At 39.0% G+C, this 15,563-nt stretch carries 14 protein-coding genes; 7 read left to right on the top strand and 7 right to left on the bottom strand.

What is annotated here, in order from left to right:
- Nucleotide 1 precedes the first annotated feature (1 nt).
- Together CA265_05995 and CA265_05990 are read right to left on the bottom strand one after the other, a co-directional pair.
- On the bottom strand, nucleotides 2-226 hold the full coding sequence (locus CA265_05995) for a hypothetical protein (protein ID ARS39247.1): 225 nt from the start codon (nucleotides 224-226) through the stop codon (nucleotides 2-4).
- 504 nt (nucleotides 227-730) lie between these two features.
- Nucleotides 731-1,219 carry a hypothetical protein gene (locus CA265_05990; GenBank protein ID ARS39246.1) on the bottom strand — a complete coding sequence of 163 codons (489 nt, stop codon included), beginning with the start codon at nucleotides 1,217-1,219 and terminating at the stop codon, nucleotides 731-733.
- 154 nt (nucleotides 1,220-1,373) lie between these two features.
- Between CA265_05990 and CA265_05985 the strand changes: the two genes are divergently transcribed.
- Together CA265_05985 and CA265_05980 are read left to right on the top strand one after the other, a co-directional pair.
- Nucleotides 1,374-1,574: a hypothetical protein gene (locus CA265_05985; GenBank protein ARS39245.1), complete on the top strand. Its 201-nt coding sequence runs from the start codon at nucleotides 1,374-1,376 to the stop codon at nucleotides 1,572-1,574.
- Between the two features lie 380 nt (nucleotides 1,575-1,954).
- A complete protein-coding gene (locus CA265_05980) occupies nucleotides 1,955-2,371 on the top strand; it encodes a hypothetical protein (protein ID ARS39244.1) in 417 nt (138 codons plus the stop codon).
- On the opposite strand, the gene CA265_05975 is transcribed toward CA265_05980, so the two are convergent.
- From CA265_05975 to CA265_05965, 3 genes are all read right to left on the bottom strand, one after another.
- Nucleotides 2,368-4,536 carry an alpha-galactosidase gene (locus tag CA265_05975; GenBank protein ARS39243.1) on the bottom strand — a complete coding sequence of 723 codons (2,169 nt, stop codon included), beginning with the start codon at nucleotides 4,534-4,536 and terminating at the stop codon, nucleotides 2,368-2,370. The two genes, CA265_05980 and CA265_05975, sit on opposite strands and share 4 nt — an antisense overlap.
- A gap of 141 nt (nucleotides 4,537-4,677) precedes the next feature.
- Complete coding sequence (locus CA265_05970; protein ID ARS39242.1) at nucleotides 4,678-5,787, bottom strand: peptidase; 1,110 nt, start codon at nucleotides 5,785-5,787, stop codon at nucleotides 4,678-4,680.
- 3 nt (nucleotides 5,788-5,790) lie between these two features.
- On the bottom strand, nucleotides 5,791-8,142 hold the full coding sequence (locus CA265_05965; protein ID ARS39241.1) for a ferric aerobactin receptor: 2,352 nt from the start codon (nucleotides 8,140-8,142) through the stop codon (nucleotides 5,791-5,793).
- A 163-nt stretch (nucleotides 8,143-8,305) separates the two neighbouring features.
- Between CA265_05965 and CA265_05960 the strand changes: the two genes are divergently transcribed.
- The 5 genes from CA265_05960 (at nucleotide 8,306) to CA265_05940 (ending at nucleotide 12,571) form a co-directional block, all read left to right on the top strand.
- Nucleotides 8,306-9,094, top strand: coding sequence for a short-chain dehydrogenase (locus CA265_05960; protein ARS39240.1), 789 nt, complete (start codon nucleotides 8,306-8,308; stop codon nucleotides 9,092-9,094).
- Between the two features lie 952 nt (nucleotides 9,095-10,046).
- Nucleotides 10,047-10,853 carry a phytanoyl-CoA dioxygenase gene (locus CA265_05955; protein ID ARS39239.1) on the top strand — a complete coding sequence of 269 codons (807 nt, stop codon included), beginning with the start codon at nucleotides 10,047-10,049 and terminating at the stop codon, nucleotides 10,851-10,853.
- Between the two features lie 169 nt (nucleotides 10,854-11,022).
- Entirely contained in the window at nucleotides 11,023-11,700 is a 678-nt protein-coding gene (locus CA265_05950) for a CDP-alcohol phosphatidyltransferase (protein ARS42901.1), read from the top strand.
- Nucleotides 11,697-12,170 carry a polysaccharide biosynthesis protein GtrA gene (locus CA265_05945; GenBank protein ID ARS39238.1) on the top strand — a complete coding sequence of 158 codons (474 nt, stop codon included), beginning with the start codon at nucleotides 11,697-11,699 and terminating at the stop codon, nucleotides 12,168-12,170. The genes CA265_05950 and CA265_05945 overlap by 4 nt, the downstream gene beginning before the upstream one ends.
- A gap of 152 nt (nucleotides 12,171-12,322) precedes the next feature.
- Nucleotides 12,323-12,571, top strand: a complete 249-nt coding sequence (locus CA265_05940) for a hypothetical protein (GenBank protein ID ARS39237.1) — start codon at nucleotides 12,323-12,325, stop codon at nucleotides 12,569-12,571.
- A 416-nt stretch (nucleotides 12,572-12,987) separates the two neighbouring features.
- Here the strand turns inward: CA265_05940 and CA265_05935 are convergent, their stop codons facing one another.
- Complete coding sequence (locus tag CA265_05935; GenBank protein ARS39236.1) at nucleotides 12,988-14,079, bottom strand: aminoglycoside phosphotransferase; 1,092 nt, start codon at nucleotides 14,077-14,079, stop codon at nucleotides 12,988-12,990.
- Nucleotides 14,080-14,199: 120 nt separating this feature from the next.
- A complete protein-coding gene (locus tag CA265_05930) occupies nucleotides 14,200-15,549 on the bottom strand; it encodes a glycosyl hydrolase (protein ID ARS39235.1) in 1,350 nt (449 codons plus the stop codon).
- Between the last annotated feature and the right edge of the window lie 14 nt (nucleotides 15,550-15,563).

Here is a 15,563-nt window from a genome sequence, read left to right as displayed (position 1 = left end):
GTCAATAATTTAATTTCAATAGATAAGTTGTATTATTATACTGAGGAAAATTTGTTTGTATATATAAATCGACCTCATCTTTCAAATATGAAGAATTTTGCCCTATTCCTATTGAAATTTCGTCCATATATTTATAATCAATCACCACAATATCCAGTGGTGGCTTCCCAGCTACTGGATCAGATATTTTCGCAAAATGTCTAGTTATTGCCTCATTAAAATCCATAAAACTATCAGTAAATCTAAGCTTCCATGGGGTCTCTGTAAAACGACGCGTAAAAACATCAATTCATCCCATAACTGCAAAAGAAACAAAGCATATTGCTGTTGAATCATGAAACTTATATTTTATGCTCATGATTAAAGATAAATGATTACAAGAGATAATAAGGCTTTATTTAAAAGCACAAGTCAACCCAATACACCATCTTGCTCACTAAGACTTGAGCTAGTGAGGGTACTCCATATAGTTAATAGATATTTAGCCACCTAGTATCTGTATAAATATCTTTAAAAATCAAAAAGACCGCGGCAATGGCGATCTTTTAAAAATGTTGTGTTTTTTATTTTCACACTCGGCACGCATGTGTTAGCGAGGGGAGTATTTATACCCAATTATTTTTCACCGAGGTACCTCATAAGCTAGCAAGATGTAAGTACAGAAGTCAACCTTTGGCCTTAATATTCATTTGAATGAAATACACATCAAAAATAGAATCATACCAAATGCCTAAAATGGATTTCTACCCTGTTTTTGCCTATCAATTCTATGGTTTATCAACTCAGAAAGAGACTTTACAGAAACTGAATGAATCCAATCTGGGAAATTAACGCCTCCACCAGAATAAAGTCCTTCGTAAACAGGGGGATCTTCGCCCTCGTCTAAATAAATAAAAAGAAATTGATCACCTTGATTATAAACATCAACAGCGTAAAATGGTCTAGAGATAACTCTGCTACGAGAAGTCATACGATCTCTAACATAATCCTGCATTTCTTGTTGGCTATCAAAGGTTCCAAAATCCATAACATAACAAAATGCTCCAGCCAAAAATAATAGTTCCTTTAATACTTTAGGAAAAGGATTGCCATTATTATACAATTGTTCTAATGTTGCTATTTCCTGTAAGGAAATAGGCTCAATCGTTAATTTGTCTTCAATTTCATTTGGATAAGCATCCGGATTATCTCTTAAATAACCTAAATATTTTATTTCCATAATATTACGGTTTTCTTAAATATATTTTCATTCCTGAGCTATTCATGGCCCAAGGACTTGAAACAATTTTAATATTTATTGTTTTACCAGATTGATTTGCTAACTCTTTAAGCGCGACCCGGTAGTCGAATCATGAAACTTATATTTTATGCTCATGATTAAATATAAAAGGATTACAAGAGATAATAAAGCAATAAAAGCACAAGTCATACAGCGCACCGCCTTGCCCGCTAAGACTTGCGTTAGTGAGGGGTTTCTCCATTTTTATTTTTTTACAAGGGTACAAAAAATATGGAGGGATGGAAAATTGATGAAGAAAAAAATGGATGATGGAATGTGCGAAAAACAGCGATAATGATATCTTTTGCCTGGTAGATCAGCATCAAATTGCTAAAGTTGTTCATGCCTTTTATGGTCTGCTAAACTACACTGAACAAAATGAACTAAACAAGTTTGCCCCTTAAAATGTTGTCAAAAAAGAAAAGGGTAGCCACATCCGTGTTTACCCCTTTCCAATTACTCCCGTGTTAGAGGAACTATAATTACACCGATAAGGCAATTTTTGTTTGCTTTATCTACATAATCATACAACTCAAGTCTGAAAAACAGATAGCAAAATCACTGTTTTTATTTGATGCGATATTTTTAATTCGCTCAAATCACCCTTTAATTTGTCTTCAATGGCCACCTAAAAGTAAACGCTGAAATGTTAATTTAGGACATAATTTAGTCTGTATGAATAAGAATGCTTTAATAGCCAGTATTGAGATAAACCAACCGGTTAACCTGGTATGGGAAATCTGGAATGAGCCCGAACACATTGCTAAATGGAATGCACCATCGGGTGAATGGATCAATGAGAAAATTGAAAATAACCTGATCGAAGGTGGTGGCTTTCTATATGTAATGGTGAGGAAAGATGGAAGTGAGCGTTTTGATTTTAGCGGCACTTATACTGAAATTATTAAACATAAGCGCATTGCTTATACATTGGATGACAACAGAAAAAGCCTGATTACCTTCACCGGAAGTAACCCGGTTACGCTCACCGAAACATTTGAACCTGTTGCAGATCTTGATCTGACCATGCAACAGGAATTCTGTCAGTCGGGACTGAACCAGCTGAAAGCCTATGCTGAGCAGCTTGCTTAAATGGCTTCAAGCGCTAGTACAGAACTGGTTTCGCTACGATTCAGGTACCATTTTAAACCCGAGTTCATCAAACTTTCGCCCGTATAAACCTGATCGTTATCCGGGCATTTTGATTTACTGCCCGGCAATAAGTTGATTTCTCTGATCCGGTATTTCTTTTGGGGATCCAGCCCTTTTAAAATTAGCGTAGGGTAGTTTTGGGCTTCGCTTACCGTTAAATTATAGGCAAATAACACGGCTTTATTCATCGTGCTATCAACATACATTAACGCCGCACTATTGGTGCGATAAGGTGATACCAGCCTGTACAAATCACCATAATTGATTATGGGTTGCAATCTTTTGTAATTATCTACCGTAATTTTACTCAGTGCGAGGTCTTTTTCGTTTAATTTTTTCACCTGGATATCAAAACCCATTTTACCAGACATGGCCACATCCAGCTTAAATTTAATCGGTTGTTTGCCCCATTCGGTAACGTGGTTGCAAATGGTGAGTGCCGGGAAGAAATAGGAATATCCCCATTGGATTTTTATGCGGTCGAATGGATTGGTATTGTCGCTGGCCCAAAATTCATTAAAATACTTCATGGCACCATACTCTACCCTAGCGCCTCCGCTTGCACAAAGCATCAGCTCCAGGTTGGGATATTTGGCCCTTACGGCATCGAGTACCTGATACAGCCCCTGCGTGTATTTAACAAACATGGCATTTTGATCTTTCCCCATAAAAACACTGTAAGGATTGCTCATGATCCTGTTACAGTCCCATTTCATGTAGGTGATGCCCGGCGCTTCTTTCATTAAATTATCGATTACGCCAAATACAAAATCCTGCACCTTCGGGTTGGTCAGATCGAGCACCAGTTGTGTCCGTTGAAGGTCTTCGGGGCGGTTTGGTGCTTTCAGTACCCAATCCGGATGTTTCTCGTACAACTCGCTTTTTGGGTTGACCATTTCCGGCTCGATCCATATCCCAAAGTTGATTTCCTTATTTCTGGCCTCTTTAACCAGATAACCGATGCCATTTGTCAATTTGCGTTTGTTCACTTCCCAATCGCCAAGGCCAGCCTTATCGTTATCGCGTGGATATTTGTTCGCAAACCAGCCATCGTCCAGTAAAAACAGATCAACACCTAGCTTTTTTGCGCCATCAAATAAATTAACAAGGGTATCCTGATTGAATTTAAAATAAGTGGCTTCCCAGTTGTTAAGTAAAGTCTGCCTACGCTGATCGCCTTTCCAAATGCCATATTTAACAGCCCAGTGATGAAAATTGCGGCTCATCTGCCCCTGTCCGCCATTGGTATAGGTAAAGATAAAATGCGGGGTACTTAAACTTTGTTTATTTTTAAGGCGATAATCTGATGCATAAGCATTAATGCCACAGATTACCTTTAACGCATCGCCAAGGCGCGAATTATTTTTAAATGTTTCGAACTGGAGGTTAAAATTGCCGCTCCAGGCCAAAGAGCCGCCAAATACCTCTCCCTGGTTTTCATCTTCAGGCTTCTGTTTGCTGAGCATAAACGATGATAAACCGTTTTCAACTGTTTTTACACCCAGTTTCGACTGAATGCTGTAAAGTCCGTTAGGCAATAAAAATTCTTCCATTTGTGCCTCAATTCCCCAGTCGCCATTAAAACGGGTCAGGTAATTGGTTGCTCCGGGAAAGTTCAAAAATGCCGATGCGTAGCGGTGCAGCACCACATCACCTTTCTCCTGATTGTCTATTTCGTTCCAGGTTTCGATTATATTTTCCTTTTGATAAGCCTTATAATGTAGGTTTACAAAAAAATTATAGGCAGGATCTTTTAAACGGATAACGGTTTCGGTTACGTTACCTGCTGTTTTTACAGCTGATGATACAAACCCGAGTTGTAAAGACATATTCCCATCGGCATGGGTTACCTCTATCGCTGGCTCCTGTAAATAAGTGGCGCCACCGGTTGCAAAAGCGGGCAATTCATAAGGACTTGCGGGCCTGTAAGCAGCAGAATCCTGAAGTTTTTTACCGAAATAAGTTTGTTCTAACTGTTGCTGTTTATTGACATGATATACCAGTGCCGAATGATCGGTACTAATAATAATTTTTTGGGCGTAGGTATTCGAACCCAAACAAAATGCCAGGGTTAGCGATAAATAAATGTGGATGCTGCGTTTCATTCGCTTGTGTTGTCTTATAAAATAAAGATCAAAACTTGCAAAAAAATACAGATCGTAATGATTTGTAATTATCAGGTTTAAGCGAAATATTAACTATTTATGGTCAGATAGCAGCTATTTAAACGTGTTACAGGCACAAATTCACCCCTGGGCAAGAACAGGTTTCGCTTTTCTGGGCTTTTTCCTTTTCTTCCACCAGATGATGAAACCTGTAACCGGCAAACTCGCTGCAACCAAAGCTGCTAAAAGAGAAAGAATTTTATTTGGAAGCCCTAAAAGCCTGCCCGTATGCAGATCGTAATTGGTGGCTTCTATTAAATCGGCGCCATTAAAATCTTTATACAGTTTAGCCCTGGTCATTGTACCCGTGGCTTCTTCGTAAAAAAAGGTATTCTGCTTACGTGCCCAACGGTACGGATAGATCATCCTTAACCGTAATTCGCCTTTACCACGAAGTGAAAAACTAGTGGAAATAGCCCCGGGATATTTAATTTTAGCTTCAGTATAAATTTTGTTGTAGCGCACAGGTACCGAATCGATGTGCGTCGGTTTGGCTAAAACAATAGCTTTACCTTGTCCTAATTTACTCCCGGTAAAAAAGCTCGCTGCATTTTTCACCCCTTTAAAAGCAAAGTACAAACCACTTAAAGCAGTAACCAATAACACAAGTGATGCATAAAAACCCAATACGTTGTGTAAATCGTAATTCAGCCGTTTAAACGAGGCTTTTCTTTTAATGGTTAAAGATTGTTTTAATAAGCGCATTTGGCCGGGAAACCAGAGTACCAGTCCCGTAATTAGCATCAGCACAAAAATAACTACCGACCACTGCATAATAAATTGGCCGGTTTTACCCAGCAATAGCGAGGTATGGATATGTTCTACCACCTGGAGCCAATCTTCGCCACCTTTTTTTACCAAAGCGGCATTGTAGGGGTTAAAATAATAAACGATGCCTTTTTTTGTGGTAATTTCTACTGTGGCGTTTGAAAACCCGTCTTCAATCCTGATCAGCCTTAACTGGTCTTTGGGCGATAATTTTTCGAAGCTGGAAATGATATGATCTAAACCTACAAAAGGCTTCTGTTGAAGCCCTACGTAGCGAAAATCTTTTTGTGTAAGCTCCCTGATCTCTTCTTCAAAGATATACAGTGCCCCGGTTATACTAATAATAAATACCACCAGGCCAGTGGCCAGGCCGAGCCAGAGGTGAATGTTCCTGATGGTATTTTTAAAATTCTTATTTTTCATTGCCTAAAAAGCGTAGCCTAACGACAGGTTAAATCTACGTCCATTGCCCCTCACATAATTTACATTGCTGCCATAAAACTGAGAAATGGCAGGATAATAAACTTTATTCAGTAAATTTTCTACACCTACCGATAATTTTAAAGGTGGTGTAACCTGATATACTGCGGCAACATTAAATAAGTTGAAGGCTTTTACCGGACCTTCGCCGATTAAATATTTACCTGCAGCATTGGTTTTAAAACGATCGCGATTTCCTACACGCATCCAGTTTACATCCAAAATTAAGTTTTTAATCCCTGAATATTTAAGATAAACCGTAGTTTTTGATGGCGGGATACGCGTTGTGTTTAAATACACATCTTTCTCTCCGTTAAAATTACCATCATCATCTACATCGCCTTTTCCTTCTACCTGTGCGTAATTACCACCAATGCTCAGCGCTTTTAAAACCTGATAATCGGCCTGGATTTCAAATCCATATACACGCTCCGGAATACGTTGAGAGATATAAGTACCATTTACTTCCAAAAGATTGGCACCCAGTTTAGAAGTGCTGTAGTAATAAGCTGCACTGAAATTCAGTTTACCTAAGGTACTGCTAAAACCAGCTTCGTAATTGTTTACAATAATTGGTTTAGTTTCTAACTGCGATAAAGTATTGCTTTTTGCTGCCCTTAACACCCTGCCTAGCTCGAATACCGAGAACGACTGCGCATAACTGATAAAAGGATTAAAAAACTTGAATTTTGAATAACGTGCACCAGCATTGAATACTAAAGCATTGTAATTTAATTTACCGCCCTGTACCGCTATACTTCCTGCACCGTTTGCACCAGTTGCCAGGGTGTTAAAATCGTCTACATCAATATTAATATTTTCGACCCTCAAACCTCCTTTTATGGTTAAATCATTAATTAAAGTTGCAGAAGCCTGTAAGTAAGGTGCAAAATTCACCATATTCATGTTAGGCACCCATAAACGACCATCAGTTAAACTTTGAGCGGTTTTATCATTCATTAAATCCAATCCATAGTTCAGTTGCATCGGCACCTGTTCTGTAATGTTGAAAGGTGTGTTCAGGTTTACCCTTGCGCCTTTTTTGGTTGAAGTAATAGCCGATTGGCCACTTCCGAAAAATGATGCTGAGTTAGAATAAATGGTATAAAAATCCTGATAGTAAACATTGGCAGTTAAATCAGTTTTACCAAAAATCTGCTGATTCGTATATTGTAAATTAGCATTATGGTTAAACCTTGTTCCTTCATCTTCACCCAGTCTTGTTCCGTAAATACCAATGGCCGGCGATTGGCCATAAACGCCATCTTTGGTTAAATATTTAGAATGCTGTCTGGAGCTGAAATAATTATACATCACCTGCAAACGCTGTTTTGGAGTAAAGTTATAGCCCAGTTTCACAAAACCATTGTAAGATTTGGTTTCGCCTAAACCATATTCAGGCGAGATAACCAGGCCTTCAGCATCGCGGAAAACACCGGTTTTTTCGAACATACCGCTTACCAGATAGTCAAATTTACCGGTTTTACCGTAAAGCTGCTGCGAAAAGCGGTAACCAACGGTACTATCGCCTTTTAAGTTTCCTGTAATTCCGGCTTGAGAATAACCTCCGAATGATTTTCCTTTATCGGCTTTTTTAGTAATGTAGTTAATCAAACCACCTTCAGCACCATTACCGTAAATGGCGGTGGCACCTTTAATCACTTCAACACGCTCAATAACCGAAGGATCGATACTGCGGATATCCCTTCCTCCTGCTCTTAATGGCGTAGACTGTGGAATACCATCAATTAACACGAGTACATTTCTCCCACGTAAAGTCTGACCAGAGTTACCCGTTTGATTAGTAGAAAAACCTAATCCAGGTACGCTGTACGAAAGGATATTAGCCAAATTTGGACTAATGGTTGATTGTGTATTTAATTCCTTAGCGGTAAGTACCGTTACTGATGATGGTGTTTGCGATAAGGATTCTGGCCTTCTGCTTGCCGAAACAATCACATCATTAAGTTCTGCGTGTTGTTCTTTCAAAACAAATGTTACCTGTGTGGTATCGTTTGCAGTAACCGATACACCTTGTTCAACCTGATCGTAACCTGTAATCGAAACCCTGATTAGTTGGTTACCGGCAGGAACAGCTGTTAATTTAAAGGCACCTGATTTATCTGAAGTACTTTTAAGGTTCTGTTTTCTAACCTGTATGTTGGCAAAAGGTATACTATTCCCTAACGAATCGACAACTTTTCCGCTAATTGTACCCTTCCCTGTTTGTGCAAAAAGGGAAATTGTGGTTAGCATCAAAAGAGCCGTGGCAAAAAATTTTATGTATTGGTGTTTCATGCAATTTTTAAATTTCGGCAAAGCTAGCATTATTTAGACTCGTTAAAAATAATAATTCAAAAAAGATACCTATGTGGCGTTTAATCAGGCAGCATTTTAAAATAAATAAGGCATAAGCTTTAATTTATTTGATATTTGCGTTAAACTATTCAGAGTAAAAAAGATGCTGGACACCAAGATGAAGTACGCAATAATCACCGGAGCAAGTAAAGGTATTGGCAAATCGATGGCCATTGCATTGGCGAAAAGAAAAATTAATCTGCTGCTTATCTCCCGCTCGGCTGATGAATTGAGTGCTTTACAAACCGCTCTTAAAAAACAATATGAGGTTGAAGTGCATATCCTGGCAATCGATCTTAGCCAGGCTGAAGCCCCAAAAGCAGTATACAACTGGATCACAGAAAAGAATTACGCCGTTCATATCCTGATTAATAATGCAGGTTACGGATTGTGGGGGAAATTTGGAGAACTGGATTTAAGTGCCCAGTTAGAAATGTGCCAGTTAAACATGACTACGGTAACTTCATTGTGCCATTTATTGCTTCCAGTCCTTTCAGCAGAAAAAAAAGCTTATATACTCAACGTTTGCAGTACTGCAGCCTACCAGGCGGTACCAACTCTGGCCATTTATTCGGCAACCAAAGCTTTTGTTTTATCTTTTACTAGGGCATTAAGGTTCGAACTTAAAGATGGTCCTGTTTCGGTGAGCTGCCTAAGTCCTGGGCCTGTTGATACAGGCTTTGCACATCGTGCCGGATTAGATGCCTTTAGCAAAATGGCAGAGAAATTTAATATGAAACCCGATGAAGTAGCAGAAATTGCCATAAAAGGAATGTTCGCCGGGAAATCTGAAATTATTCCAGGTTTTACCAATATCATCAGCGTATATGCCAATAGGATTTTGCCAAAAGGATTTATAGAAAAAATGGCCGCTGGGATTTATAAGACTTAAGAAGTCCGGAAGTCAGGGGTCGGAGGTCCGGATAGAATGGCTTAAATGGAAATCATGTTTTTATTTATTTGAAAATGAAAGGGCAGTTATTCTTGGCGGTTTGCAGTCCTGCTTTTTGGTACAAGTCCCGATGAAAAATCGGGAGCTTTCCCCGTCAATCAGGTTTAGGAATAAAGGTTAGTGCAGCATAAAACCTTAAAAACAGCCTTAACTTTTCCTCTAGCCCCGGTTGCAGCGTTACCCTGCAGCAACGAAGAATGAGGAAGCGAAGCGTATAAGCGGAAAACGGGAACACACTTACTGCTTTGCACTGCTATTGCGCTTCGAAAAAAAAAAATCATTTAATAAATAAGCCAGCCGGATAATGGGAATCATGTTTTTATGTATTTGAAAATGAAAGGGCAGTTATTCTTGGCGGTTTGCAGTCCTGCTTTTGGTACAAGTCCCGATGAAAAATCGGGAGCTTTCCTCGTCAATCAGGTTTAGCAACCAAGGTTAATGCAGTATAAAACCTTAAAAATAGCCTTAACTTTTCCTCTAGCCCCGGTTGCAGCGTTACCCTGCAGCAACGAAGAATGAGGAAGCGAAGCGTATAAGCGGAAAACGGGAACACACTTACTGCTTTGCACAGCTATTGCGCTTCGAAAAAGAAGAAAGTCATTTAATAAAATTAGCCAGCCGGATAATGGAAATATCTTATTTAATGCTCCTGCCTAAGTCATCAATTTACTTCTCTAAAAAAATATTTTAAAATATTTCCAATTAAATTCTTTGGAATATTAAAAATATGTTACGTTTGTATTAAATACTACTAATTCTATAGATTATGTCGAATAAAACATTTGTGTTTTATTTTCCTTCAGTACCGAACCACTCGCGAATGCGAATGTGCTGTTGCTGCGCATAACTCTAACTCCAATTTATCCTTTTCATAATCATTAAATTTCGACACATGGCAACATCGTATCCAACCTTTACCCTATCTGAACAATTAACAGCACAACAGCTCGACTTTTTTAACACGCATGGATTTATCCATTTCAAAAATTTTATCAAACCCGAAACCGTAAACGCCATTATCGATGCTTCTAAACAGGTTGAACAAAAGTGGATTGAGCAAGATATTAAAAAAATAAACGGTGTGCCGATTAAATATGGGAAAGATCTTGATGGTTCGGCCATTGTACAGCGTTTTGCTTTTATCAACCAGCAACATCAAACTTTAAGCGGTTTGTTATTAGATCCACGGTTTAATGCATTGCTTCAACTGGCAGGTGAAGGTGCACGCCTGGGTACTGAAGAAAAAGATGGCATGGTGTTTAACCACTACATTAACGGGCCGGAAAGTAAGTTTAGTAAAATGGGCTGGCATACAGATGGTTTAAGGGATATTTTCTACGGCGCTAAACTAAACCCAATGCTCAATGTAGGCATTCACCTGAGTACCTTAAAACCTGAAAACGGCGGGTTAAAAATTATTCCGGGTACCCATAAACAGAGTATTTACCAAATGCTTTTCCGCAAAAAATACTTTCTGGATAACAAACCTGATGCTGAAGAGGTATCGATATTACCCGAAGCAGGAGATTTAACCATCCACGATGGAAGACTGTGGCACAGGGTTGCAGAATCGGCCATTCGTGGTGAGGAAAGCAGAAGACGTGTGATCTATGTTCCAATTATTGCGGGTAAATACGCACCAAAAAATGAGAATAGTCCAACTGTATTTTACCAGCGCTTTGCAGGCATAGTTAAATAATTGATGTTATTTGTACTCGCATTCACTTACCTGGTCAGATCAGGGAAGCTAAAGCAAATCAGTGGTTTTGCTAAGGGAATACCGAAGAAAATCAGTTTAAAATTTTATCGACCAGAAACCGCTATGTTAATTGGCTTTATATTAGTGGGATATTAAATTGGAGGCTATTATTAAAGAGAAAGAAGCGAATACAGCGCATAAAAGGGTATTTTCAGACCGCGAACGAACCAATATGTTACGTAAGGGTGAGCAAAGGTTAATCTTATTTTTGCTTAAAAAAGTTCCAGACTGGATTACGCCAAATATAATGACGGGTATTGGCATGTTTGGATCATTAATTGTTTTTTCGGCTTTTATTTTAGGCAGTTTTTATTCCAGAAATAATTTACTGATCGGCATTTTAGGCCTGATCATCAATTGGCTTGGCGATTCGCTTGATGGCAGACTGGCCTATTACCGTAAGATCGCCCGAAAATGGTATGGTTTTGCCCTCGACATTGTGATGGATTGGCTCAGCATTATCCTCATTGGCTTAGGCTATTACTTTTATGCCAGCGGAACCACACAGATTTTCGCATTTTTATTTGTGGTACTTTATGGCTGGTCGATGATTATTAGTCAGCTCCGCTATAAAATAACCGGTTTTTATCAAATCGATTCAGGGTATTTAGGCCCAACGGAATTACGTGTAATTATTTCATTTATCCTTATTATTGAAACATTAATTGCAGGCAGCATCACCTATTTTGCCATCGCTGTAACCCTATTGTTATGGGTCATCAATATTATCGATACGCTTAAACTCTTAAAAGCAGGCGATGCCAAAGACAGGGAGGAAAAAGAATGATCAGCTGGGCATCGGTTAAACTTTTTCTGAAAGCGCAGGTATCAGCTTTTTCTGGTGGTGTTACCGATTATGGTTTGATGATACTGTTAACCGAGTGGTTGCACATCCATTTTACCATTTCTATTTTAATTTCCGGAACCCTGGGTGGGCTAGTTAATTTTTGCATTAACCGTTTTTGGGCTTTTAAAACTAACGATGGTTATCACAGTTCTACCACTGGTCAGCTCATCCGTTTTTTTACCGTGGTGCTGGGCAGTATCTCGTTAAAATCTGGCGGTACTTTTTTGCTGCACCAAAGCTTAAATATAGATTATAAAATCGGCAGGCTTCTAATTGACAGTATCGTTTCTTATGGTTTTAACTATCCGCTAATGAAATATTGGGTATTTAAAATGAATCGCCTGGAGGCGAGCTGCGCTGATGAAACAGGCGATTGCTTTGAAAGTCTTAGCAAAAAACAAATCGTTTAACCACAAATCTTTTGGTAAAATACATCAAAAAGGCTGTATCATCTATAGAATTGTCATCCTGAGCTTATCAAAGGACCTATTAAATACGCTTAAGGTGTTTCGACTACTTGTCCAGATTCTTCCTATCGTGTGGACACATCTCTTAAGGCATTATGCTAGCTTGCTTAAAAGAACAAACAGATATTGCCGAAGAACGTCCGTCAATCCCAAGTGCAGGGAAATCAAAAAAACAGTTGCATAATAGAACAAGTGGCACTACCAAACCTAAAACGCAGTGGTTTTGTACACGTTTTCTACTGGCATTACCCAAGCACTTAAAGCACAAAACAAAGTGCCGCTGGTTTTTTGATGCGAATAGGCTTTGTGTGAATGCACATTGCTGGATTGACGAAGCGCTTTGAGTACTTTGGCGCTCCAACCCCGATGAAAATCGGGACTTGAGCACAAATAAAACAGCATGATCTGCGAAAAACTACCATGCCTCCGCGGCAGAGAGTGGCAAAAATTAATAATTATTTTTTGGACAAGAATGTTTTTAATAGCAAAAAAGATGCTGAAACAAGTTCAGCATGACGATCGCCTTAGATAAAGACGCTAAAAAATCCAATCAAAGAAATGTGTCCACCCGATAGGATTCTTCGGGAAGCTGAACATGACCGCATCTAAAGTAAAATCGCATTTATCAAACGTTTGCGCGTTATCCAATACGAATCTCATCCGTTAAGAAATAACAGATGAGATGAAGTGTAAAAAAGGTAAGAGGAATGTCCAGCCCAAACGATGAAGCATAAAAACTGAACACCTTGCCTTTACCTTATTAGTTTAATATTGTTTTAGAGTCTATTACTCTATTTTCGTTAATCTGCTTAATAATTTCTTCAAATTTCGATTCTTTGGCGATGTACTTATTCAATAAATCGATCTGATTTAAGCCCCTTACCAAATTGTGCCCCGGATAATTCGTTTTATAGTAAATGTCGCCATTTAAGAAATCGGCTATAAACCTTACTGCCTGCATGTAAATCATAAATTTACCCGAATAAATAAAGAACTGTTTTTCGGTAAAGGCCAAAACCTGGTCCATTTCTTCCATGTAGCCTTTATGTATGGCGGCAAAAACATCTTCTCTGATGGCTATTTTGCTAAAATCCTTTTCCTCTTCGTTAGCTTCCGACAGATAAGTACGCATCATATCGCCTACATCGCTAATAAAGTAGCCTGGCATTACGGTATCTAAATCAATTACACATAAACCCACGCCGGTTTCGGCTTGTAGCAGTACATTGCTAATTTTGGTATCGTGGTGTACCACACGCAAATTAAGCGCACCGCTGTCTACCATGTGTACATACTGCTCTTCTATATCGTAATGTTTAATTATCTCTTCTATAGCAAACTTTGCCTCACCAATCCTTTCTTCACCAGCTTGTTCTAAAGCTTTTTTAAACTGCTCTACACGTAAAGGCAGGTTATGAAAATCTTCGATGGTGGGCTTTAATTTTTGTACGTTGAAGGCACAAAGCATCCTGGTAAATTTACCAAACTGCTTGGCAGCGTGATAAGCCTGCTCAGGCTCATGTACAAAATCAATAGAGCAAGAATTTTCCACAAATGGAAAAATCCTGTAAAAGTGATCGTCGAGAACCACAAAATCATCTCCATTTGTTGCCGTAATTGGGGCAACAAACAAGTATTTAGGGGCTGTTTGATCGAGGTATTTTTTTATTGTCTCAATATTTTGAGCAATATTTTGAGGCTGGCGAAAAACTTCCGTATTCACCTCTTGCAGGATATAGGCTAATCCCTCACCGTAAACTTTCCAGGTATGGTTAATTAAGCCCGAGCCGAAAGGTTCAATTTTAAATTTTTCTGCGTTAAGTCCATAAGCACCTAATACTGCTTGAAACATAAGATGGTAATATATTTGAATGAAAATTGTTCCGGGAAATCAATAAAAAAAATGATGGCCCGGATAAAGTTGCTTGTTAAATAATGCGGGTAAGCCATAGGGCATTACCCGCACACGGGACTAAAAACCGCTATCGTCTAAAGCGAAAGTATTTTTACGATCTTTCCATTTACCTTTTGTAAAATCAGGGAATTTTTGTGGCATATTTCCTTCTTTTAACGATTTGGTAGAAAGTGGCATAATTACACTCATGGTAACTGAATCATATACGTCAATAGGTGTTTGTTTTTTCTGTTTCACCGCTTCGATAAATCCATTAAATACAAACCAATCCATACCACCGTGACCAGCACCTACAGCTTCTTTTTCATATTTTTTCCAAAGCGGGTGATCGTATTTAGCAAACCATTCGTCAGCTTTATCCCAGGCATGATCTTTCGATTTATGCTCGATGTGTACTGATTTGTTTACATCCATCCAAAGCCCTTTTGTTCCCTGTACCCTGAAACCGATAGAATATGGCCTAGGTAAGTGGGTATCGTGACTCAACATTACGGTTTCGCCGTTTGCACAGTTAATTAATGTAGTGGTTACATCACCATTTTTATAATTAATTTTAGCGTTAGGGTGGCCAGGAGAAAGTTCTTCTACATATGCTGCCAAACCTCTTGCTTTAGAGCTGAACGATACCAGGCTGGTAAAGCTGTTTCCTCTGTTAATGTTTGCATATTGCATTAATGGACCAACACCATGGGTTGGATATAAATCGCCATCCTGATCGATGTTAAACTGCGTGCGCCATTGTGCTTCGCTTAATGCTTTTGGTCCATACTCTACCCCACCGCCATAATAATCTTTACCGTTGTTAAAAAGCACATTTCTTAAGTTGTGCTGGTAACCACCTTCAAGGTGTACCAATTCGCCGAAAAGCCCCTGTCTAACCATATTTAAAGCGGCCATTACATCTCTGCGGTAACAAACGTTTTCTAAGGTCATGTAAGGCATTCCTGTTTTTTCAGAAGTGTTTACAATATCCCAGTGATCCTGCACACTTAAACCTGCAATTACCTCGCAACCTACATATTTACCAGCTTTCATGGCATCAACTGCCTGATCTCTGTGAAACTGCCATGGTGTGGCAATAATTACGGCATCAATATCTTTACGGTCTAAAAGTTTTTTATAAGCATCTAAACCACCGGTATACTCTGTTGCTGCCGGTCTGCCTTTTTTAGCGATAAAGTTACGGCAAACTTTAAGCGAGCTTTCCTGGGTATCGCAAATTGCAACAATTTCTACATCGTCTCTTAAGGCACCTTCAGAAATATGGCTCATACCACGTGCACCTACACCGATATAACCTACTCTTACTTTTCCACTGTCTGATGATGCAAATAAACTTCCGGTTGGCAGGACGGTTAAACCCGCAGCCGTGAATGCACCATTTTTGATAAATTCTCTACGTTCCATTTGTGTTATTTAAT

The organism is Sphingobacteriaceae bacterium GW460-11-11-14-LB5, assembly GCA_002151545.1.
Lineage (GTDB): Bacteria > Bacteroidota > Bacteroidia > Sphingobacteriales > Sphingobacteriaceae > Pedobacter.
Note: the sequence above shows the minus strand (reverse complement) of the source record. Positions and strands in the feature narration are given on the sequence as shown.